Source organism: Syntrophorhabdus sp., assembly GCA_012719415.1.
Classification (GTDB): Bacteria; Desulfobacterota; Syntrophorhabdia; order Syntrophorhabdales; family Syntrophorhabdaceae; genus Delta-02.
On record JAAYAK010000035.1, the window covers coordinates 1 to 19,267 of the forward strand.

Sequence of the window (19,267 nt, forward strand, 5' to 3'; positions counted from 1 at the left end):
CGGGCCGTGCACAACACGGTCGCTGCGGTGGAAGCATCCTCGAGCGCAGGCAAATATGACAGCGTCCGGTTCGGACATCGTGCGCCCCAGGGCAGGAATTGGAACGAGATGTACCTCGCATCCCGGGGAGAATCCTTCCGTCTGCCTGTCAAGGCGTTCCTATTCCAGGGCGCTTTCTTCCAATTCGAAGACTATGGCGCCTTTGAGGATGCCTGCCGGATACGGAACCGGCTGGTCCGGGAGACCACGGACGTTTTGGGCGCCGTCGATTTCCTGGTGTTCCCAACCCGTCGCATGGAGCACGACCCGTGGGCGGCAGGTTCGGTCAGGGCCGTCTATGAATCTTTCATGCTGACCCTGCCCGCAAACGTTACGGGCTCGCCTGCGGTCCAGGTACCGGGGTGCGCTGTACATGACGGGGTCGATATCGGTCTGCAGATCATGGGAAGGCGACGCGACGATGCCCGACTCCTCTCTGCGGCATCGGCAATAGCATCTTCTGTCTCAAGGGGGTAACGCGGCATGAAATACGAAGCGGTCATCGGTCTCGAGATACACGTCCAGCTGAACAGCGCCACCAAGCTTTTCTGTGATTGCCCGAACAGGCCGGGCGATGAGCCGAACAGGAACACGTGCCCCGTCTGCCTGTGGCTTCCGGGGAACCTGCCGCATTTAAGCCGGGAGGCCCTCGAAAAGGCCACCGTGGCGTGCCTCGCCCTTAACTGCACCATACAGCCCGTGAGCGCCTTCGACCAGAAGGTCTATTATTACCCGGACCTCCCCAAGGGGTTCCAGCTTTCCCAGCATCACCTGCCCCTTTCCCGGAACGGCTGGGTTGATATCGCGGCCGAAAAGGGCGGGATGAAGAGGCTCAGGATACACCACATCCACATGGAAGAAGACGTCGCGAAACTGGTCCACGAAACAGAGGGAAAAACGCCGATAAGCCTGGTCGATTTCAACCGCGCCGGTACGCCGCTCATAGAGATCGTAAGTGAACCCGATATACGCAGTCCGTACGAGGCGATGGAGTACATAAAGGCATTGAGGACCCAACTCCGCTACACGGGCACCGCCGAGTGCAGCATGGAGCAGGGCACGATGCGCGTGGACGCCAATATCTCCATCCGCCCCGAAGGGACGAGTGAATTCAACACGAAGGTGGAGGTCAAGAACATGAACTCCATCCGCAACGTGGGCGATGCAATTGCCTACGAGATAACCCGGCAGACCGAATGCCTCGAAAAAGGGGAGGCGATCATACTTCACACCCGACTCTGGGATCCGGACAAGCGGGTGACCACCGCAATGCGGGGCAAGTTCGCGGGCCCCTGTGTGCCCGACCCGTCGGTCGCGAAGATACGCGTTACCGAAGACTGGTTAAAAAGGATGCAGGAGAGGCTCCCGGAAATGCCGGCCAAAAAAGCGGAGCGTTTCGTAACGGAATATGGCCTCACGCCGGACGAAGCCCTCGCCATGAGCCTTGACCGGGACATTTCGGAGTTTTTCGAGGATACGGCGAAGAGGGGCCTGCCCCCGCACAAGGTGACAAACTGGATCACGACCCACCTTGCCCCCATGCTGAAGGACCGGAACCAGACCATCGAGGAGACGGCCCTTACGGCGGAGCGTTTCGCCCGGCTTCTAGCCATGCTCGAAAAAGGCGTCATCAACGCCCATGGGGCCAGAGAGATCCTTCTCAAGCTCCTTGAATCGAACGAATCCCCTGAAGATCTCGTCGAAAAAGGTCAATTCCGCCAGGTTTCGGACACGTCCGAGCTGGAAGGGATCATCGATGGCATTATCGCAGATCATTCGGCTGACGTGGAAGACTTTCGGAAGGGAAACGAGAAAGTCGTAGGCTTCCTCATGGGCCTCGCCATGAAGGCATCAAAAGGAAAAGCAAACCCCAAACTCTTAAGAGAAATGCTGGTAAAGCGTCTCGCATGATCGCAAACCTCGTGGGCGTCAAGTCCTGCAAAATCACAGATCCTTAGTCCTCAGGGACATCCTGCTCAGAGAGTACCAGGGACGTCCTTAAGCCAGCCCCGTCTCGATGCAGCAGGTACCCTCCATCATGTCATGATCCGCGGCATAGAGAGACGGAACATACTCAGGGATGCATGGGACAGGAGGGACCTCATCGACAGGCTCTCCCTCCTTTTGCCCGAGACCCGGACGGCCTGCTACGCCTGGTCCTTCATGCCGAACCACGCCCACTTCCTCATGCGGAGCGGCCCCTCCGGTATAGCCGACCTCATGAGGAGGCTTCCCACGGGCTATGTCGTCAGCTTCAACAGGAGGCACAGGAGAACGGGCCAGCTCTTCCAGAACCGCTACAAGTCCATCATCTGCGACGAAGACGTATACTTCCGGGAGCTTGTCGGCTGCATCCACCTCAACCCGATCCGTGCCATTCTACCAGAGCTTTTCGGCAACGGGGACCCTGGCACGCTCTTCGAGGCGGATCGCCTTTGTTTTACATACTGAACGGCAGACACCGCAGCCATAGCACCATCTTTGGTCAATGACGGCTTTCTTGTTTGAGGCGCTGTAGCTGATGGCGCCGAACTGGCAGACGGACAGGCACGAGCGGCAGCCCGAACATGCCTGAGGGGCAATTTCCGCAACGTACTCGGCCCGAAACATAACAGGAAGGGCATGCGTTACGGTCGTGCGCATTGCGAGACAATCGGAGCGGTCACAGTTGCATATGGCGGCAATGAAGGGTGTTTGGAAGGTCCAGACGCTGTGACAGAGGCCCTCCCGTTCATGTTCGCGAAAGGCCGCCATGGCTTCGTCTCTGGTCAGCAGCTCATTTTCAGCGGCATCAGGTCCGTTGATAAAACTCTTGTCGACACCGCGCATGATCTCGGCAAGTCCTCCGCCGTTGGGTCCCAGACTCACGGCGTAGCAGTAGCGTTTTTCTTTTCCGAGAGTGACCCGGCGGCAGATGCAGGAGATGCGTACGATGGAATTGACGAAGCCGAAGATCCTTTCGATATCTTCAATGGGCACCACCTGGCCGAAGTGGTTCTTCTTCATCCTCCTGGTAACAATGCGGCCTACGACACTCCTGATCAGCCGCGGTGCCTTGCCTAGCATCTCAAGACGCTTGTTCGCCCGCACAAGCCCGTCCGTGTCGGAGACGAATTCCTCGATGAACCTGCGCCGACGGATATCGCTCAGGAGATCATCGGAATAGTTTCTCGCCTGCAGATACCACTTCTCTCCCTTGCCATGTTTCACACAAAATTCGCACATTCCCGCACCACTCAAAACAGGTTATGCAATAACCCCCGCCGGGCTGTGATCCGGCGCCGCGAATCACAGCAACATAATTATTAGTTGAAATGAAGGTTTTGTCAATTGACCGGAGGGGGGAGGTTGAATTGTGCCTGAGTGCCCGCGCTATTACTTTGGCCCACGCCTGTCCTATTTTTATCGTTGTCATTTGGTCGTTATTACGAGAGAATGAAAAAGAGAGGGTTGCCCCTTTTTTGTACTGAACACCATATTTATTGCAGTTTATGATGGGAGCAGGCGGGCATGTTCACGATATTGAAAAAGTATGAAAAGATAATGATCCAAGCCCTCATGGTGATGATGGCGGTCGTGCTGGGCTTGGCCACCATCGACCTGGGCTGGCTCATCATCAAAGACATCATCAAGCCACCATATTTTCTCCTGAGCGTCGATCAGCTTCTCGAGATATTCGGGCTCTTCATGCTCGTCCTGATAGGGATAGAGCTCTTGGAAAGCATTATGAAGACCTACATCACGCAGGATCAACCTAATTATGAGGTCGTTCTTTCCGTCGCGATCATAGCCATTGCCCGTAAGGTCATCATTCTCGATGTGAAGGAGACCGATAGCCTGAGCCTCCTCGGGATTGCAGCAACAGTGTTGACCTCCGAATAAGACCTTGTTTATAATTCCTTCACCGCGTAATACTGTGCAGACTGGTGTTGGGAGACCGGCGGCCGGAGTCCCAGTTCCGGACGCGGTATAAGTTCCAGGATAGATTAGGAGTTCAAGAAGCTTTCGTTCGTACTGTCAGCAAAGGGGTCGATCACAGGAGGGCTTGATGCGGTTTTTGATATCTCTCATCACCTTGCTTTTCACTTCTCTTGCAGTAATCGGACTGGTGCAGCCCTCTTTTGCAGCTGGAATCAAGATAGAACCATGTTATGCAAAGAATATGACGAAGCGGTATGCCATGCCGCCGGAGACGGAGATCATCGATCTCTTCGGACACAGCTTTCAGATGAAAGACTCCTGTGTCCCCTTGCGCGTCAAAGTGACATGGCAGGAACACTTTCAGAACATGAGCGACAATTTCTACGAGTTCAAGTATCAACAGTCCTACCTGGGCGAGTTGTGGTACAAGACGGACAAGAAAATACTCGCCCTTCACGGGTCGGCCCAGGTGTTCAAAGGCGAAGATGTGCTGAGGTTGATGAGAGGCTTTGGAAGAAGCTGCCAGAATCCCCGGGGTGGAACATGCAGAAAATGGATCGATTATTCGTTTCACGACTTGTCCGCGAAGAAGCTTATGGGAGCCAATTCCGGAACGATTCAGTTCCACACTCCCCATGTCAGCGAGGATCCCTTTTTCGTCACCGGTGCCAAGCTTGTTTTCGGGCAGGGAACGAAGGAATGGAATATCGGCCCCCTCATCTTGAACAACGAATTGCTGGCGTCGATGGATTATGACCGCATCATCGAAGCGATGCAAAAAAAGGAAAAGTTCAGGACAAAGGTTGTCTACAATGGAGATAACGATAGAGACGAGGAGCAAAGTCATAAGCACGGGGATATAGAGATCGAACTCGATTTCTTTCCCGCCTGCGACATGAAACTGAATGTGGTGAGCCCTGAATTCAACCGCAAGTATCTTTTTGATTCGGAGACGGGGAGTGTTCGAATTGAGGCCCGCGTGAACGATGATTTCCCCGAAAAGTACGCCCGGGACCTGGTGTGGTCCGTTCCGGAAAAGACCGGTTCCTCGGTCCGGTTCATACCGGAAGACAGAAAAGGCCGGCAGATCACGATAATCTACGAGGGGCTTCCTGAGTATAACAAGGACCTCGGCAACACGGTGATAACGGTGGAAGGCGACGCCGGCTCGATCTGCGGAAAGCTTACAGCCCGGCAGAACGTCCAGCTTTTCTTTGAAAGAGATAAACCAAGCAGCTTCGACCCCGCCCAGCCCAATTGGTTCTATTACTGGATGCAAACCGCGGCAGGGCACGGGCAAAAGGTCGGGAAAGATGTCTTTTATCGAGGGAATGGGGAAGGCTGCGAGCCGGAAAGAAGAATTCAAGGTTACTATGATATACGAATGGATGACGATGGCAGATTTCATGGCGACTCTTACGTGAACATATGCAACCTCATCACCAATTTGAACAAGGACCTCATATACACGTATATCATTGGTTCTTCCAAACCGGCTTCCGGAATTGATGCCTTTGCCATTATCGTTCTGCACGAGCTTTCCCACAGAAAGCACTATATCGAGTGGTGGAATCCAAGAGGGGGACGGCCAGTGGGAGGGAGGTATACCAATGAAAGCGGTCAGGTGATCTATGTTGACAAGGATACGGACCAGATTCCCGATGAACTGGAAGCCGCTCTTGGTTACGACAAGAGCAAATACTCAACCTTTCCGCCGTGGATCCCTATCATGTATGATGAACACCATCTGACCTACAAAACGGCCGAGGGGTGGGCGGTCGGTTCAGCTGATCATGAGGATTGGGCCTATCCCGGGAAACAGTGGCCGAAGAGCGACTGATCCATTAGCGATCCGCGGTTTCCCGCCGAGGCGCCTTGATCGAGAGACCAGCCTTGCGGATGGTATAATAGACAAAAGGCCATGGGTTTCGAAAGATGACCGAAGGTGCGGCGTGGAAACGCGGAGAATGCGGCTGGAGATATCGTCATGAAGAGGATGGGTCAGATTCGCGCATGGAAGCGTAAAATGTGATGAATGCTACGCGAAAACGCAGAGGATGCGTTCTTACCATAGAGCTTTTGGATGCATATCAAAATGCCGTTCTGGCAAATGCGCGAGAATTGCTCGACGAGGCTCAATTGCTGTTGTCGGGGAAGCATCACGCCAGGGCCTATTTTCTTGCCCTCGCTTGTATCGAAGAAACCGGGAAAGCCTATCTTGCCTTTGATGCCAGGGGCAGAGATCTCAGCGATGATGCTGTTTGCATGAAGGTCAAAGAAAGGTTCGAAGACCATTCCAGCAAGATAGTCTCCGCTTTCAAAGCTTGGTCGACATCTACTGATTCTTCCAAAGAGACCCTCAGGATCAGTGTTGGCCTTGTCACTGACATAAAGGATGGACGGGAAAGATCCATGCACGTCGATGTAGATGAGGATGGGACACGCCTGTCCGTTCCTCACGATGTGGTTCGTCCGGCGGCCGCCATGGACTGCGTTAAATTGGCGGCGCTCTGTCTGCATCACACGGAATCATACGTAAAAAAGAACGTTCCCCTCCAAAAAACCTCATATCAGGACAAGTTGCTGAACATAAAGGCAAGCACCCTTAAGTCAATGTTCGGCACGACCGATTTCTGGGAGTATTACGTCGATCAATGCAACAAGGGGGAAACGGACCTGAACAAGGCAATGGTGCTGTACCACGATGCTTACTACCGAAAGAAGAAACAATTTGCGGACAGGTAGGGAACAGCCTTAAGCATGTTCCCTGCCTGTTCCTTGGTCTCTTATGGGTTCCGCACGCTTTTCCTCTTACCGTGCGGGGTCATCCTTTTTCAATGGGCGTTGTTCTCCATGATCTCTCTCAGTTTGCCCCAGTGAGGTGCAAACAATTCCCGCGGCATTTCTTTGAGGGCCGGAGAGATCCTGGGCCTGAACTCCATGGCCGAGATGACGTCCCTTTCCACATCGATACCGGGGGCTATCTCTATCAGTGTCAGCCCGTCCGCCTCCAGGGAGAAGACGGCCCGCTCCGTGACATAGAGGATGGGTTTACGGACCTTCCGGGCATATGTGCCGCTGAAGGTGATCTGTTCCACTTCCTTGACGAATTTTTTCTTTTTGCCTTCCTGGAGGATAACCAGTTTGCCGTCCTGCACCGCGCATTTCGCCCCGACGGTCATGGTGCCTATGAAGACGATCCTCCTCGCGCTGGTCGCGATATTGATGAAGCCGCCTGGCCCGACCACCCGCGGACCGAACTTGCTGACGTTGATGTTCCCGTCGGCATCGACTTCGGCCAAACCCAGGATGCCTGTGGCGAGGCCGCCACCGTCGTAAAAGTCGAACATGAAGGAATGATCGGCAGTGCATTCCGCGTTCCAGGTCGCCGGAAAATCGGAGCCGCTCGTCGGGATCCCGCCGAAGTTGCCCACCTCGGTGGTGAGGGTCACCATTTCGAGGGCGCCTTCCTCGACGGCCACGTTGGCCACGCCCTCGGGCATGCCTATGCCGAGGTTGAGGGTGGAATCGGGCAGCATCTCCATGGCCGCACGGCGAAGGATCACCTTGCGTTCGTTGAGAGGCAGCGGGGGGATCGCGGCAAGGGGCGCGACCGTCTCGCCGCAGAGGGCCGGCTCATAAGCGGTGGCCGCTGTCTGAAGATGGTTCTCCAACTGTGCAACGACGATATGGTCGACAAGCACCCCCGGCACCTTCACTCTCCTGCAATTGAGAGTTCCGGCCTTGGCAATGTATTTTACCTGAGCGATCACGATACCGCCGTTGTTTTTGGCGGCGGTGGCCAGGGACATCGCCTCAAGGTTCAGTGCCTCGTGGGTCATTGTCATGTTCCCTTTTTCGTCCGCTGTGGTGCCCCGGATGATGGCCACATCGATGGGAAAGGGTTTGTAATAGAGATACTCTTCCCCCTCGAATTCTATGAGCTTCACCATTTCTTCTTTGGTGATCTCCGATATGCGGCCTCCCTGCAAGCGGGGGTCAACATACGTGCCGAGGCCGATCTTGGAGATCACGCCCACTTTCCTGCCGGCCATCTGCCGCCACAGCTGGGTCATGACTCCCTGGGGCAACAGGTGGGTTTCGATCTTGTTCTCTGTGACGAGTCTTCCCAGGCGGGGAGCCTGGCCGATATGACCCGCTATCACCCTTTTCACAAGGCCCTCGTGGCCGAAGTGATTCATTCCTTTTGTGTCTCCAAGAGGATAGTCACCGCAGCCGGTGCTGTGGGTGACGGTAAGATCCCGGGGAGATCCCGTTTCGAGGAAGCGTTTCTCGATGGCCATAGCCACTTCCTCAGCAAAACCGAGCAGGCTTGACGAGGTCCAGGCTATCGTCACCCCGTCCTTGATCAACTCAGCCGCACGTTGGGCGCTAATAATTTTAGATGTCATCTGTGTCTCCTTCCACGGCTCCATTGCCAGTGAGATTGTTTAGTCTTGAAATGCGTTTCGGATATCTAGCAAAGAATTGTGCGGGTTTGCTTCATCCTTGACTCTTTCTGTCGACGACTAGAATGCGTTTAATTGTAACACGTTTGTGCGTTTACGGCAATAAAAAGAGAGACGACGAAGATCACAACCGTGCAATTCCGGGGATCACGTTGCCCGCCTACCCTTCCATGTCGGACGCGTCACGTATCGATTCCCAGACGATCTTCGTGATGTACGTGATCTCTTTGTTCATAGCGGTTTGTTTGTTCGTATAGCCGAGATTGAATGTGCAAAACGGGCACGGACCGACCAATTCTTTTGTCTCCGTCTTCTCCAGGAGGTTCTTCGCGATATCAAAGGAAAGCTCCTTGAAGGCAGAGCGGATCCCGCCCCCGGAGCCGCAACAAAGGCTTTCTTGGCGCGACTTCGGTAGTTCATGGACCTCGACGCCGCACCATTTCAACAGCTCCCGTGGCTCCTCCGTGTATCCCTCGACCCGGCCCAGGCGGCAACTGTCGTGATAGGTCGCTTTTCTGTCGATTCTCGTTATGAGACCGGGATCTCGTTTCACACGGTCATAGATGACCTCTACAACGTGGCGAACCTCCAGGTCGACAGTGCCCAGCACCTCGGGATAGAAGTGTTTGAAACACTTGAGACAACCGTTGCAGGGTACGATGAGCTTCGTGATGCCCAGTGTCTTGAACCGCTCCACGTTATTCCGGAAATATTCCCTTGCCAGGGCTACTTCTCCCGATTCGTAGATGTAGGTACCGCAACACCCTTCGTCCTCGAGGATCATGAAATCAATGCCCAGCTTTTTGAGCGCAAGGTAGGAATACCTCGCGGCGTCCTTCACGAGGTAAGAGGGCAGACATCCCATAAATAGCAGGGTGTCCGACTCGCGCGGCTGGAAAGGTTCCGGAAGCCACGCCAGTCTGTTGCCGGGGACTCCGTTCACGGAATTTCCCTTTTCCAGCAACACCTCGATGACCTTCTTGTGGGCAGGCAGGGGACCTTTGCCGCCTTCGACGATGTTGTTGCGGACTTCAGCGACGATCCTGCCGATCTCGATCCTTTCGGGACAGACCGTCTCGCAGGCACCACATTTCGGGCAATTGTAAGAAGCCGTGATGGCGGCCTCGGTGATGTCTTTCCTTTCGAGGACCTCTTCGGCGATCTTCAAACGGCCTTTCGGCGAAAACAGCAGGTTTCCCGTGACCTTATAGGTCGGACAGACCGCAAGGCAGGCGTCGCAGTCAGTGCACTTCTTGATCTGATCGAGCCATTTGTTCATATCTGTTTCCTTTGCGTCTGTATTCATATTGTTCTATCCGGGAGATGATGTCAAGAATGGGGATGAGATTCGGCAACCTTTCCCCCGGGGGGTGTTGTTTTTTTCCATCTCTGTTGTTTATTATATAGACCTGTCAGGGCATTCGGTGTGCCCGTGAATTCAGGGATGCGAAGGAACCGTGATTTCGAAAGAAGGGAGTAAGATCATGGCGGAGAACACATGCAAGGCTTCGGACGTCACAAAGGGCTTTCACCCCGATGGTTATCGCATAGACAAGACCTCCTCGCCGCTTGACTTCTATACAAAATGGGAGATCACGCCGGAAGGCAAATGGACAAACCCGAAGCCGGTGTGCTTCGATTCAATGCCGCAGGAAGGTTGGCAAAAAGAGGAGCGTTGAGATCGAGGCGAAGGGAAAGGACCGCTCGAAACGTCGATGGACTCATCACGGTTTCCGCTGATATTGAGGACACAGGTCTGATGACCCGGGAACAAAATTGCGGCACACCCTGGTTCGTGTCTCGTAGATCGCACAGGAAGCGGTTGAGCCGTCCCATTTGAGGTAGGCGCAGGTCATCCGGCAGGTCCTTATGCCTGAGGCGAACCTGTTCGTGAATCCGTCCCGTGACCAGGTGACGCCATTGGCGCGCACGTGGGCAAGAATATCGGTGCGCCCCTGCCTTTCCCATCGTTCGATGTCCTCACGAGTGACATAGGCGGCCACGTCCACCTGGCAACAATTGCCGCACCGGCGGCAGGCAATATCTCCGCTGTTTTCACTGTTCATTATGGGATATCGAGGGGGACCTTGTCCATTTCTCAAGGCCTTAAGGGCAGGCTTCCCTCGCTTTGCCGGACATGAGTATCTCCCAGGCTGTCAGGATATCTTCATTTTTCGCAACACGGGTTTGTATCCGCAAGACCGCTCTTGTTCCTTTTGATTCGGGCGAGAGTTGTATCGTGCCCATGAGGGTCTTTGCCTCTCCCGCGGTATGGCCGGTGTATACATCGCAGAAGATCTGTCCGTTCTTTTCAGGCGGCCTGCAGTTCAGGGTGCCGATATTCGCGAAGTCGCAATACCTGAAGCCCTGCCGGAGATTCTCATACGTCACGGCGACAGGCAGGCTTGTCGTGACATGCTTCGTGAGGTAGCTGGCATCTTTTGCCTGTCGCGGCGGCGTGGAACACCCGGCCAGCATGGCGACAGCGATCAGCAACAGTGGTAGTGACTTCACGGTTCCCCCATTCGTATAGTTGGACTATGACAATTGTGCCCTTGTTGGCGCTCTTTTGCAAGGCATAATGTGCGAGACAAGAGCGCCACCGGCAGCGGCAGGGGCCCATATCTTCCTTTTCCGCACCCGGTGGTTTTTCTATTGCAGAGGGCCATCGATTTGATTAAGAATAGGGGATGGCGCAGAATAGGGAACACATGGAGCCATATAACTTAACAGGAGCAAGCGAGGCGGAAGATGGGAAAGGTCGATACTACCACGTATCATTTTGAAGGAGAGGTGCTGCTCGTATACCTGATGAACGCTTCCGAGGGATTTACGGGAGGCATAGCGATCAAGAAACCACGGATTCGGGAAATGTTCGGCCGGGTCTTTGTTGTCGGCGAGGTTCCTGCCGATATCAATGACTGGGCCTCAGGGTTGAAGACCGCCATCGCCGTCGACCAGATAGTGCATTTCCTGGAATTCGCCGATGAGAAGGAATACTTTCAGCGGATCTCGTCGATCAATTGTTCGGGTGGGCTTGTATCCTGACGGGAGACGCGGGCGGTCGGTACCGTAACAGATGGCGCCCCTGGCTCCCGAAGCAATCGTTCCCGACCGCTCTCACGGGCACATTTTTGCTTGACCCGTTCTGTGCTCTCGGATAAGATATCGAAACTATAAGCCAATTCAAAGGTGTGCATGAAACAGAAATCCTTTGATCACGACGAAGAGATCCTGACCCAGATCAACGCGCGGATAAGGAGGGGCGTTGCCGACCCCGAAGAGGCGGCGCTGGATGTCAACAGGATCGTCAAGACGGCGAGCGATGCCGTCATAGAGGTCAACAGGGAGCTTGGCAGCGGTTTCCCGGACAAGGTGTACGAGAATGCCCTCATGCTGGAGTTGAGGAAGCAGGGATTGAGGGGCAGAAGCCACGTACCGGTGAAGGTGAAGTACAAAGGTGTCGACGTGGGTGACTACTTTGCCGATGTTATTGTGGAAGACCAGGTCGTTATCGATATCATGACCGTGGAGAAGATACAGAAACAGCACGAAGTGGACCTTATCGGTATACTCAAGGCGACCAATTACAAGATCGGGCTTATCGTGAACTTCGTCAACCAGAAGGCGGAGATACGCAGGATAGTGGTGTAGATCAATGAAGAAAGTCCTCATCGCTTATTTCAGCCTCACCGGCAAGACAAGGACGATGGCGGAGTACATCGCGGAGGGTGTCCGCATCAGCGGCCATGACGCCGAGGCGAGGAAGATCTCCGAGATCGCCAGCGAAAAGGACATGGAAGGATACGACGGGTATATCTTCGGTTGCCCCACCTACCACAGGGACATGACGGACAACATGAAGACCTTTCTCTTCCTGGCGAGGAATGCCGGCCTGGCCGGCAAGGCGGGAGGGGCTTTCGGGTCCCACACGCACAGCGGGGACGCCCCGGGATACATATTCGACACCATGGAGCATGTCTTCAGGATGAACATGGTGAGCCTCGGTCCCTTTCTCCTGAAAGAGCACATCGTCGACACCGATGAAGGACTGCGCGCCTGTCAGCAATACGGCAGGGCCGTGGGTGAAATGCTGGGGGTTTGAAGGGACGAGGTGTCGGGTCAGTATCCGCCTTCCGAGACGTGGTAGCCTCGCGACGTAAGGGCCTTCGCCACCGGGTCGGGTGAAAACGTCCAGAACTCGATCCGCTCCTTGACCGCGGGATCGTCATGTTTGAAAATGAAGCGATGATTGAGGAAGCGTTTCCGCAGGATGATCGCCCGGATGGAGCCACGTTTTAACTCGATCTCCTGCAAGATGGTCCTCATTGAAATGCCGTCTTCATTTATGGTCAAGGTGACGAAGGGCCACGAATTCTGGAGCTTGCCGAATTGTCCTCCCCCTCTGTGTTTACTCACGGTATGCACCTCCCGGAAGTGACGCGCAGTGGTCCCTTTCAGTTTCTGGACCGGACCAGGAACACTTCCAAAGCGTGGAGAAGACCTCCGAACTTCGTTCGGGCGATCCAGAATCCTGAAGCGACACCAAGGGTGTTTGCCGCCATATCGGTGTATTCGAACGTTCGGTAGCCGCTCAGGCCCTGAAGGACCTCAAGGAATATACCCAGCATGACAAGCCCTGACGCGATAAGAAGAGCGACAGGCCGTTCATGGTATATCTGGCCGAACCAGAGCATAAGGAACGTGTAGGCGGAAAAATGCGCGGCCTTGTCGACCTGAAGATAAGGCAGGACATCGTGTGGCGGTGCGGGTGCCAGGGAAAGGTAAACGACAGCGGCAACATAGACCAATCCGAGAACGGTCCAATGTGTCGAAAACCTGAGCCTGACCGTATTCATCACAAACGACCCTTGAGGCGGGAAACGGTGCCTGAGGCCCGATTCCGGAGAATCGGGCCGTACGGCCGCATATCGCTATCAGCGCCCGCCTTTCGACGTTCCGTCTTCATTCAAGATGGTTCTGCAACTGACGGCGCCGGGCAAAGACGTCCAGTCCGACGCGCCTCCCCCTTTCTGTTATTGACCTTTCAGTTTTCCGTTATCGTTCCAGATGGTTGAATAGGTGCCTGCATTGTTGAGGGTGGTGAATTTTGATGTACCCTTTTTGGGCTTGCAATAGCAACTGAGCGTGGTGCCCACCATCTTGCAGCAGAAGCAGGACTGCTGGTAGGAGCCCACGTTGGGAAGGTTGACGCCGGTGCAGTCGAGCGTTCCATCGCAGTTCGAAATGTCCCCGCCCTGGTTGATGCACCCGTTGCAGTTGTGGTACTGCGTCGTGTTCCACTTACCGTTCATCTTCTTGCAGCTCGCGCTGGTTATCCTGTCCGCGCTGGCGTTGTAGTTGATGTTCTTGCACGTTTTCTTGTAGCTGCCGTTGGGCGCGTCCGCGAAGACATGATCAGCGCCAAGGAGTGCGATAGAAACCAAGCAGAACATGATCAACGAGATCTTGAGCGCACTGCAAGGCATCCCCTTCGTTTTTCTCATACCGTAACCTCCGTTATCGATTTTCTCAAATCATCGTACGCGGCGCGAAGCGTGTCAAGTATTTTACTTTCCTTTTGAAGGGAGAAGAGTTTTAGCAGCGGGTCCTCGTCATCAGGGGGTCCTTAGAGCTTATGTACGCAGTGATCGGTACCCCGAAGAGCGGGGCCGTCCGCGGGACGGGGTCATAGCTGCCGGGAGTGTCTTGCATGGCGTCCCCTCGCAGGGAATAGAGACGCGAAAAACGGTAAAGGCTGGTATAATTACGCAAGGACACGAGCATTCCCCGTGGTGTGGCGATATCCATCTATCAAGGAGGTTTATTCCCATGAAGATCCGCACATTTTTGCTGGTGGTCATCATCGCGGCGGTTGCCGCTTTCGTCGCTCTCAACTGGAACTCGTTCCTTGCCCCGACGACCCTTTCCCTGGGGGTTTCCGTTGTTCAGGCCCCGTTGGGATTGGTCATGCTTGGGCTTCTGGTTCTCCTCGCGGCGCTGTTTCTCATATTCGTGGTCTACCTGCAGACCTCGTTTCTCATCGAAGCCCGCCGCAACGCGAAGGAACTGCAGGCAAAACAAGAGCTTGCCGATAAGGCTGAGGTCTCCAGGCTGACGGAATTGCGCGGGTATCTGGAGGAAGAACTGAAAAGACAGGCGGACCTGGATGCCGAGTCGAGGGCCGCCATTCTGACCAGGCTGGACCAACTCGACAGTGATGTTCGCTCCACCCTGGAGCAGACGGGGAACACCCTTTCCGCGTACCTGGACGAACTGGAGGACCGGCTGGAAAGACAGGGCCTGACATCACGGCAGGACAGGCCCGAATAACGGGCCCTCCGGCATTCTTACCTGCGCGCCCGTTGTTCCTTGCTCTTTCTTGACAGGACCGGCATTTGTGCTATTAACACCATATGACCGGAAGCGTAGAAGGTTGAAGGGAGGTCATCATGGGAGACAACATAAGCAGGGTATACGTTGTGAGCGAGCTTGTCGGCACCAGCACCGTTTCGTGGGAAGATGCGGCCAGGAGGGCCATAGAGACGGCCGCGAAGAGCGTTAAGGACCTTCGGGTCGGCGAGGTGGTGAAGCTGGACGTGACGGTGGAAGACGGAAAGATCGTAAGCTACCGGGTGAGACTCAATGTCTCCTTCAAGTTCCACCGGGAGATCGCCTGGTACGAGGAAATTCGCGGCGGCTGCTGAAAGCGGGTTGTATATACGCGGGACACCCGTGTTAACGTGGCTGGCTTTCCACCCGGGACAGCGCTCTTCCCGAGTTCCTCGCGCAGCTCATCGACCAGCGGCGTGACTGGTGGGCGGGGTCGATCGAGGACCGGCCAAGATCGCACGGAGAGACATACCGGGCGATAGGTTCGGAGATCGGGGCCCAAATGCGGGTCTTCATCAGGTCTGATGTCCGGGATCCGTTCCTACTGTCTTGCATATTATCTGACATTACAGGAGAATTAGAGAGGTGCCGGCACAAACAGGAGCCGGCCCGGCAAATGGACCGAGGGATTCGATACCTCAGGGAGGTTGATCGTGCCGCAGATTCCACCGCTCTATCTTCAGATACTGCAGAAACTGGCCATTTCGATCGTTGTTGTCTGCCTTGCCGTTGTCGTGAGCCGTGTTGCCGCAAGACTCCTGAGAAAGCGCGCCCAGGGTGATCCTCAAATGCAGACGTTGAGTGTCCTCGTCCGCAAGATCACCTACATTTTGGCTGTCGTGATCATTCTCGTGGTGGTCTTCGAGCTGGGGAGCAACTTCGCGACCGTCCTCGGCATTCTGGGGGCCGGTGTCGCCTTTGCCTCGCAGGAGGTGATAGGTTCCTTTGCCGGCTACCTGAACATAATCACCGGGAACATATTCAGGATCGGCGACAGGATACGGATAGGCAATGTCGTCGGTGACGTGCTCGACATAAGCCTTTTGCGGACCACGGTCATGGAGATAGGCGAATGGGTCAAGGCGGACCAGTATACGGGCAGGATAGTGAGCCTGGCGAACCGCGTGGTCTTCTCGGACCCCGTTTTCAATTACACCCAGCATTCGCGGTACCTTTGGGACGAGATAATGGTCCCCGTCACGTATGACACGAACTGGCGGCGCGCCGTCGAGATCATCCTCGCAAAGGGGCAGGGGCTGACACGGGGATTTCATGCGGAGGCGAGGGCGGAATTCGAAGAGATGGCAAGGAAATATCCCTCTCTCCCCGCGGTCCCCGTGGAGCCGGCCGTCTACATTGCCATGACGGACAACTGGATCGAGCTGACACTGCGCTACATCGTGGAAGCCAGGGAGCGCAGATCGATAAAGGCAGAGATCCACGGGGAGCTCCTCAAGTCTTTCGGCGAAGAGCCGGAGATCACCGTGGCCTCGGTGACCGTCGATATCGTGAAGTTTCCGCCGTTGAGGACGAATGACCGCGCCCCGCAGTCCTCTATCCCATGATACAGGGGCACGCTTCGCGCGTCAGACTGGTGCATGAGACTCTCTGAAAAGCTTTTATCGGTTGGAGTCCCGGAGGGTTCCCGTGCGGTTCCAGTTCCTGTCGTAGATACGGTCCTCCCTGATGTAGCCCCGGAGGTTCCATTTCTTGTCATAGATCTTTTTCGTCGTTCCCCCGTCGTCCCGGATGTAGCCCTTGACGTTCCAATGCTTGTCGTATATCTTCGTTGTTTCCCCGGCTGATCCTGCCGTGACCGATCCGGCAAGGATAACCGAAAGCGCGAGAGACACCTGCCAGAACTTCCCATGGGCCGACTTCATATGGTCCTCCTGCTTACACAACAAGCCCTTTCCGTCGTCAAGCGACGTCCACGAGGACAGCCACGAGAAATATCCTGCAGTGCGCGCAAAGACTGAGCACCCCTCTGCCCGGCACAAAGAACACACCCACGGCCTCCTCCTCCCCGCACCAGTCACACAGAACGCCCTCCTCATCATCACATCTCCCCGCGTCGATCATGACCACTCCTTTTGTCCATATTCTAATGATGTGATGTGACAACAGGGTGTCAGAGGGGGAAGATCCGGACAGGGGTGCAAGGAGGTTACATGCTATTTCTTCTTCCCGTGCTTCTCCATGGCGTTTTCTAGGTCGTCCAGGAAGGCGTCGCGCAGTTCTTTCGGCGTGACGATCTCCACGTGGGGGATCCACTGGTGGATCCAGGTGCCGATGCCGAGGATGCCGTTCACCCTGAAGGTCATTTCGATACGGCCGTCGGGGAGTTCACGATGCTGCTGACTGGGGTGCCAGGTCTTTCTCATGATGAGGGGTCTGTAGGTTTCGTCGAACCTCAGGACCACGTCGACGGGTTCGCCGTCAATGAAAGCGCCGAAGCCTCCAGAGACCTCCTCTTCCGGGGTGAGGTTCGGGGGAGCAAAATGCCTGTCCAGCACGGTCAGGGACTGGATACGGTCGAGGGCGAAGGTCCTCGCCGCCTTGTCGGCGTGGTAATAGCCCCTGAAGTACCAGATGCCGTTCGAGAAGAAGAGGTAGTAGGGATCGACCTCGCTGCGGGTGGCCTTCCTGGCGTAGAAGCCCTTGTAGGTCATCTCGATCCTTCGGTGGTCTATGATCGCCCGGTGGATGGGTGTGATATAGTGTTCCGTGCCGGGCGGGACCGTATCGGGAGAGAGAACGATGTGATTGAGGTCCAGTTTGTGGGCAACGGCAAGCTTTTCTTCGATGCTTCCCAGGCTTTTTTCCATCCCCGGGCCGAAGTTGCCCAGCATCTTCCGGGCGAGGGAAAAGGCCAGGGTTTCCTCGATGGAGAGGTTCGGCTTCTTCAGGGTGTACCCGCCGGTGAAGGTGTACGTCCTCTTCTCGCGGTCATATTCGATGGGGAAGTTTGCGGTTTGCAGGGTGGTGATGTACCTGTGCACCGTCCGCTTGCTCACTTCCAGCTCTTCCATGAGTGAATCGGCCGTGACCCGTTTCCCGCTGTCTATCCTGTTCAGGATGATCAATAACGAATCGAATTTGTACGACATGCATGCCCCCTTTCGCCATCCCCATCTTATAATAGCCGAGTGGCGGCGCAATGTCACTATCTGCTGGGAACATCCACGGGGGAAAATGGTGACAGACTCGGTGTTCGCACCGTCCCGGAGGTTTCGAGGTGTACTCGCACCCACGGATTCCGGCAAATAAGTACTTGTTTTTTTTATTGTTATGGCAGTATATTAATACAATGAGAGACAGTAGCGTTATACAAAGACTCTGTTTCCTCTGTCTCATGATGACGATCTTCGTCCCATGCCTCGTCATGGGAGAAGGGCCATCGATAGGGAAAGCCAGGACGGGAAAGGGTGATGTTGTCGTCGTGCGGGTCGGCCAAACCATTCCCCTCAAGGTCGGCGACCGGCTTTACCAGAAGGATATGATTCGGACGGGAATCGATAGTGCTGTCGGGATCGTTTTCGAGGACAATACGGTCCTGTCACTGGGGCCGAACAGCGAACTCGTCATCGATGAATACATCTTTGCCCCCGAAAAGGGTGTACTGTCAATGGTTGCCCGAATCCTGAAAGGTACTGCCTCGTATCTGTCAGGCATTATAGGCAGGCAGTCGCCGGAGTCGGTCAAGTTCCACACCCCCGACGCCACGATCGGTATTCGCGGAACACAGTTCCTGGTCAAGGCGGAAGGCGGGTAGGTCGTAACCCTTACGAACCGTGGCCCGGCGATCCCTGGCGATGCGCTGTCGTATCTGGTGGGGGAACATGAACAAGATCGTTATCCTCCTTGCAGGTTTGGGTGTGTCTGTGCTTCTCACGGGCTGTGCCACGAGGAGCACGGTCGTGCTGATCCCTGACCCCGATGGGAATGTCGGACAGGTGGTCGTAACGAACGATCGGGGGCAGCAGGTCCTGAACGAGGCGAATCAGTCGGTGACCGTGGCGGGCAGGAACGCGGCGCCCGGTAAGGTAACGACCATGACGACCAACGAGGTCCAGGCCGTGTTTTCCGATGCCCTGGCCGCGCGGCCCGCTCCGCCCGCGCGATTCATACTTTACTTCCTCCTCGATTCGGATGTGTTGACCCGGGAGTCAAAGGCGATCGTCCCCGATGTCCTCGCGACCATCCGAAAGAGGGGTTCTGTCGACGTCGTCATATCCGGGCACACGGACACGGTCGGCACGAAGGAGCACAACTACAAGCTCGGTCTTGACCGGACGAAGGCGATCCACGACATCCTGGTGGCGAAAGGTGTGGCCATCTCCAGCATCACCGCCACCTCGCATGGCGAAGGAAACCCTCTCGTCAAGACGGGCGACAACGTTCGGGAACCGAGGAACCGGAGGGTCGAGATAGTCGTAAAGTAG

The 19,267-nt window shown here is 55.4% G+C and carries 25 protein-coding genes and 1 pseudogene; 15 read left to right on the forward strand and 11 right to left on the reverse strand.

What is annotated here, in order from left to right; all coding sequences use genetic code 11:
• The 3 genes and pseudogenes from GXX82_01830 to GXX82_01840 form a co-directional block, all read left to right on the forward strand.
• Window positions 1-516: hypothetical protein (locus GXX82_01830; protein ID NLT21766.1), on the forward strand; the 516-nt coding region annotated here is incomplete at its 5' end.
• 6 nt (window positions 517-522) lie between these two features.
• Window positions 523-1,950 (forward strand): Asp-tRNA(Asn)/Glu-tRNA(Gln) amidotransferase subunit GatB, encoded by a 1,428-nt coding sequence (gene gatB / locus GXX82_01835; GenBank protein ID NLT21767.1) that lies wholly within the window; start codon window positions 523-525, stop codon window positions 1,948-1,950.
• Window positions 1,951-2,082: 132 nt separating this feature from the next.
• A pseudogene (locus tag GXX82_01840) lies at window positions 2,083-2,415 on the forward strand (transposase).
• A 3-nt stretch (window positions 2,416-2,418) separates the two neighbouring features.
• On the opposite strand, the gene GXX82_01845 reads toward GXX82_01840, so the two are convergent.
• The gene (locus tag GXX82_01845; protein NLT21768.1) at window positions 2,419-3,264 is read right to left on the reverse strand and encodes a 4Fe-4S dicluster domain-containing protein; all 846 of its coding nucleotides are present in this window, start codon (window positions 3,262-3,264) and stop codon (window positions 2,419-2,421) included.
• A 285-nt stretch (window positions 3,265-3,549) separates the two neighbouring features.
• On the opposite strand from GXX82_01845, the gene GXX82_01850 reads away from it, so the two are divergent.
• The 3 genes from GXX82_01850 to GXX82_01860 all read left to right on the forward strand — a co-directional run bounded on the left by GXX82_01850 (window position 3,550) and on the right by GXX82_01860 (window position 6,705).
• Entirely contained in the window at window positions 3,550-3,921 is a 372-nt protein-coding gene (locus GXX82_01850; protein NLT21769.1) for a phosphate-starvation-inducible PsiE family protein, read from the forward strand.
• A 280-nt stretch (window positions 3,922-4,201) separates the two neighbouring features.
• Entirely contained in the window at window positions 4,202-5,800 is a 1,599-nt protein-coding gene (locus GXX82_01855; protein ID NLT21770.1) for a hypothetical protein, read from the forward strand.
• Window positions 5,801-5,991: 191 nt separating this feature from the next.
• Entirely contained in the window at window positions 5,992-6,705 is a 714-nt protein-coding gene (locus GXX82_01860; GenBank protein NLT21771.1) for an AbiV family abortive infection protein, read from the forward strand.
• An 89-nt stretch (window positions 6,706-6,794) separates the two neighbouring features.
• Here the strand turns inward: GXX82_01860 and GXX82_01865 are convergent, their stop codons facing one another.
• The gene (locus GXX82_01865; GenBank protein NLT21772.1) at window positions 6,795-8,372 is read right to left on the reverse strand and encodes an acyl CoA:acetate/3-ketoacid CoA transferase; all 1,578 of its coding nucleotides are present in this window, start codon (window positions 8,370-8,372) and stop codon (window positions 6,795-6,797) included.
• A gap of 217 nt (window positions 8,373-8,589) precedes the next feature.
• Entirely contained in the window at window positions 8,590-9,708 is a 1,119-nt protein-coding gene (locus GXX82_01870; protein ID NLT21773.1) for a (Fe-S)-binding protein, read from the reverse strand.
• Between the two features lie 205 nt (window positions 9,709-9,913).
• On the opposite strand from GXX82_01870, the gene GXX82_01875 reads away from it, so the two are divergent.
• Window positions 9,914-10,108: a hypothetical protein gene (locus tag GXX82_01875; protein NLT21774.1), complete on the forward strand. Its 195-nt coding sequence runs from the start codon at window positions 9,914-9,916 to the stop codon at window positions 10,106-10,108.
• A 45-nt stretch (window positions 10,109-10,153) separates the two neighbouring features.
• Here GXX82_01875 and GXX82_01880 read toward each other — a convergent pair whose 3' ends face one another.
• Together GXX82_01880 and GXX82_01885 are read right to left on the reverse strand one after the other, a co-directional pair.
• On the reverse strand, window positions 10,154-10,495 hold the full coding sequence (locus GXX82_01880) for a hypothetical protein (protein ID NLT21775.1): 342 nt from the start codon (window positions 10,493-10,495) through the stop codon (window positions 10,154-10,156).
• Between the two features lie 40 nt (window positions 10,496-10,535).
• Complete coding sequence (locus GXX82_01885) at window positions 10,536-10,943, reverse strand: hypothetical protein (GenBank protein NLT21776.1); 408 nt, start codon at window positions 10,941-10,943, stop codon at window positions 10,536-10,538.
• 237 nt (window positions 10,944-11,180) lie between these two features.
• Here GXX82_01885 and GXX82_01890 point away from each other — a divergent pair, with 237 nt between their 5' ends.
• The 3 genes from GXX82_01890 to GXX82_01900 all read left to right on the forward strand — a co-directional run bounded on the left by GXX82_01890 (window position 11,181) and on the right by GXX82_01900 (window position 12,534).
• Complete coding sequence (locus GXX82_01890) at window positions 11,181-11,477, forward strand: hypothetical protein (GenBank protein NLT21777.1); 297 nt, start codon at window positions 11,181-11,183, stop codon at window positions 11,475-11,477.
• A gap of 150 nt (window positions 11,478-11,627) precedes the next feature.
• Window positions 11,628-12,083 carry a GxxExxY protein gene (locus tag GXX82_01895; protein ID NLT21778.1) on the forward strand — a complete coding sequence of 152 codons (456 nt, stop codon included), beginning with the start codon at window positions 11,628-11,630 and terminating at the stop codon, window positions 12,081-12,083.
• 4 nt (window positions 12,084-12,087) lie between these two features.
• Complete coding sequence (locus GXX82_01900) at window positions 12,088-12,534, forward strand: nitric oxide synthase (GenBank protein ID NLT21779.1); 447 nt, start codon at window positions 12,088-12,090, stop codon at window positions 12,532-12,534.
• Window positions 12,535-12,551: 17 nt separating this feature from the next.
• On the opposite strand, the gene GXX82_01905 is transcribed toward GXX82_01900, so the two are convergent.
• From GXX82_01905 to GXX82_01915, 3 genes are all read right to left on the reverse strand, one after another.
• The gene (locus GXX82_01905) at window positions 12,552-12,848 is read right to left on the reverse strand and encodes a hypothetical protein (protein ID NLT21780.1); all 297 of its coding nucleotides are present in this window, start codon (window positions 12,846-12,848) and stop codon (window positions 12,552-12,554) included.
• A 38-nt stretch (window positions 12,849-12,886) separates the two neighbouring features.
• Window positions 12,887-13,288, reverse strand: a complete 402-nt coding sequence (locus tag GXX82_01910; protein NLT21781.1) for a VanZ family protein — start codon at window positions 13,286-13,288, stop codon at window positions 12,887-12,889.
• 177 nt (window positions 13,289-13,465) lie between these two features.
• Entirely contained in the window at window positions 13,466-13,936 is a 471-nt protein-coding gene (locus tag GXX82_01915) for a hypothetical protein (protein NLT21782.1), read from the reverse strand.
• Between the two features lie 325 nt (window positions 13,937-14,261).
• Here GXX82_01915 and GXX82_01920 point away from each other — a divergent pair, with 325 nt between their 5' ends.
• The 3 genes from GXX82_01920 to GXX82_01930 all read left to right on the forward strand — a co-directional run bounded on the left by GXX82_01920 (window position 14,262) and on the right by GXX82_01930 (window position 16,387).
• Complete coding sequence (locus GXX82_01920; GenBank protein ID NLT21783.1) at window positions 14,262-14,762, forward strand: LapA family protein; 501 nt, start codon at window positions 14,262-14,264, stop codon at window positions 14,760-14,762.
• A gap of 119 nt (window positions 14,763-14,881) precedes the next feature.
• Window positions 14,882-15,136, forward strand: coding sequence for a dodecin domain-containing protein (locus GXX82_01925; GenBank protein NLT21784.1), 255 nt, complete (start codon window positions 14,882-14,884; stop codon window positions 15,134-15,136).
• Window positions 15,137-15,475: 339 nt separating this feature from the next.
• Window positions 15,476-16,387, forward strand: coding sequence for a mechanosensitive ion channel (locus GXX82_01930; protein NLT21785.1), 912 nt, complete (start codon window positions 15,476-15,478; stop codon window positions 16,385-16,387).
• Between the two features lie 54 nt (window positions 16,388-16,441).
• On the opposite strand, the gene GXX82_01935 is transcribed toward GXX82_01930, so the two are convergent.
• The 3 genes from GXX82_01935 to GXX82_01945 form a co-directional block, all read right to left on the reverse strand.
• Window positions 16,442-16,705 carry a hypothetical protein gene (locus tag GXX82_01935; GenBank protein NLT21786.1) on the reverse strand — a complete coding sequence of 88 codons (264 nt, stop codon included), beginning with the start codon at window positions 16,703-16,705 and terminating at the stop codon, window positions 16,442-16,444.
• A gap of 37 nt (window positions 16,706-16,742) precedes the next feature.
• Window positions 16,743-16,904, reverse strand: a complete 162-nt coding sequence (locus tag GXX82_01940) for a hypothetical protein (protein ID NLT21787.1) — start codon at window positions 16,902-16,904, stop codon at window positions 16,743-16,745.
• A gap of 92 nt (window positions 16,905-16,996) precedes the next feature.
• The gene (locus GXX82_01945) at window positions 16,997-17,932 is read right to left on the reverse strand and encodes a transcriptional regulator (protein ID NLT21788.1); all 936 of its coding nucleotides are present in this window, start codon (window positions 17,930-17,932) and stop codon (window positions 16,997-16,999) included.
• Between the two features lie 200 nt (window positions 17,933-18,132).
• Here GXX82_01945 and GXX82_01950 point away from each other — a divergent pair, with 200 nt between their 5' ends.
• Window positions 18,133-18,597: a hypothetical protein gene (locus GXX82_01950; protein NLT21789.1), complete on the forward strand. Its 465-nt coding sequence runs from the start codon at window positions 18,133-18,135 to the stop codon at window positions 18,595-18,597.
• 67 nt (window positions 18,598-18,664) lie between these two features.
• Window positions 18,665-19,267, forward strand: coding sequence for an OmpA family protein (locus GXX82_01955; GenBank protein NLT21790.1), 603 nt, complete (start codon window positions 18,665-18,667; stop codon window positions 19,265-19,267).

What these genes read in the sequence shown, in the direction of transcription:
- gatB (NLT21767.1), top strand. Translation starts at nt 523, where the DNA reads ATGAAATACGAAGCGGTCATCGGTCTCGAGATACACGTCCAGCTGAAC.
- GXX82_01845 (NLT21768.1), bottom strand. Translation starts at nt 3,264, where the DNA reads ATGTGCGAATTTTGTGTGAAACATGGCAAGGGAGAGAAGTGGTATCTG.
- GXX82_01850 (NLT21769.1), top strand. Translation starts at nt 3,550, where the DNA reads ATGTTCACGATATTGAAAAAGTATGAAAAGATAATGATCCAAGCCCTC.
- GXX82_01855 (NLT21770.1), top strand. Translation starts at nt 4,202, where the DNA reads ATGACGAAGCGGTATGCCATGCCGCCGGAGACGGAGATCATCGATCTC.
- GXX82_01860 (NLT21771.1), top strand. Translation starts at nt 5,992, where the DNA reads ATGAATGCTACGCGAAAACGCAGAGGATGCGTTCTTACCATAGAGCTT.
- GXX82_01865 (NLT21772.1), bottom strand. Translation starts at nt 8,372, where the DNA reads ATGACATCTAAAATTATTAGCGCCCAACGTGCGGCTGAGTTGATCAAG.
- GXX82_01870 (NLT21773.1), bottom strand. Translation starts at nt 9,708, where the DNA reads ATGAACAAATGGCTCGATCAGATCAAGAAGTGCACTGACTGCGACGCC.
- GXX82_01875 (NLT21774.1), top strand. Translation starts at nt 9,914, where the DNA reads ATGGCGGAGAACACATGCAAGGCTTCGGACGTCACAAAGGGCTTTCAC.
- GXX82_01880 (NLT21775.1), bottom strand. Translation starts at nt 10,495, where the DNA reads ATGAACAGTGAAAACAGCGGAGATATTGCCTGCCGCCGGTGCGGCAAT.
- GXX82_01890 (NLT21777.1), top strand. Translation starts at nt 11,181, where the DNA reads ATGGGAAAGGTCGATACTACCACGTATCATTTTGAAGGAGAGGTGCTG.
- GXX82_01895 (NLT21778.1), top strand. Translation starts at nt 11,628, where the DNA reads ATGAAACAGAAATCCTTTGATCACGACGAAGAGATCCTGACCCAGATC.
- GXX82_01900 (NLT21779.1), top strand. Translation starts at nt 12,088, where the DNA reads ATGAAGAAAGTCCTCATCGCTTATTTCAGCCTCACCGGCAAGACAAGG.
- GXX82_01910 (NLT21781.1), bottom strand. Translation starts at nt 13,288, where the DNA reads ATGAATACGGTCAGGCTCAGGTTTTCGACACATTGGACCGTTCTCGGA.
- GXX82_01915 (NLT21782.1), bottom strand. Translation starts at nt 13,936, where the DNA reads ATGAGAAAAACGAAGGGGATGCCTTGCAGTGCGCTCAAGATCTCGTTG.
- GXX82_01920 (NLT21783.1), top strand. Translation starts at nt 14,262, where the DNA reads ATGAAGATCCGCACATTTTTGCTGGTGGTCATCATCGCGGCGGTTGCC.
- GXX82_01925 (NLT21784.1), top strand. Translation starts at nt 14,882, where the DNA reads ATGGGAGACAACATAAGCAGGGTATACGTTGTGAGCGAGCTTGTCGGC.
- GXX82_01935 (NLT21786.1), bottom strand. Translation starts at nt 16,705, where the DNA reads ATGAAGTCGGCCCATGGGAAGTTCTGGCAGGTGTCTCTCGCGCTTTCG.
- GXX82_01940 (NLT21787.1), bottom strand. Translation starts at nt 16,904, where the DNA reads ATGATCGACGCGGGGAGATGTGATGATGAGGAGGGCGTTCTGTGTGAC.
- GXX82_01945 (NLT21788.1), bottom strand. Translation starts at nt 17,932, where the DNA reads ATGTCGTACAAATTCGATTCGTTATTGATCATCCTGAACAGGATAGAC.
- GXX82_01950 (NLT21789.1), top strand. Translation starts at nt 18,133, where the DNA reads ATGAGAGACAGTAGCGTTATACAAAGACTCTGTTTCCTCTGTCTCATG.
- GXX82_01955 (NLT21790.1), top strand. Translation starts at nt 18,665, where the DNA reads ATGAACAAGATCGTTATCCTCCTTGCAGGTTTGGGTGTGTCTGTGCTT.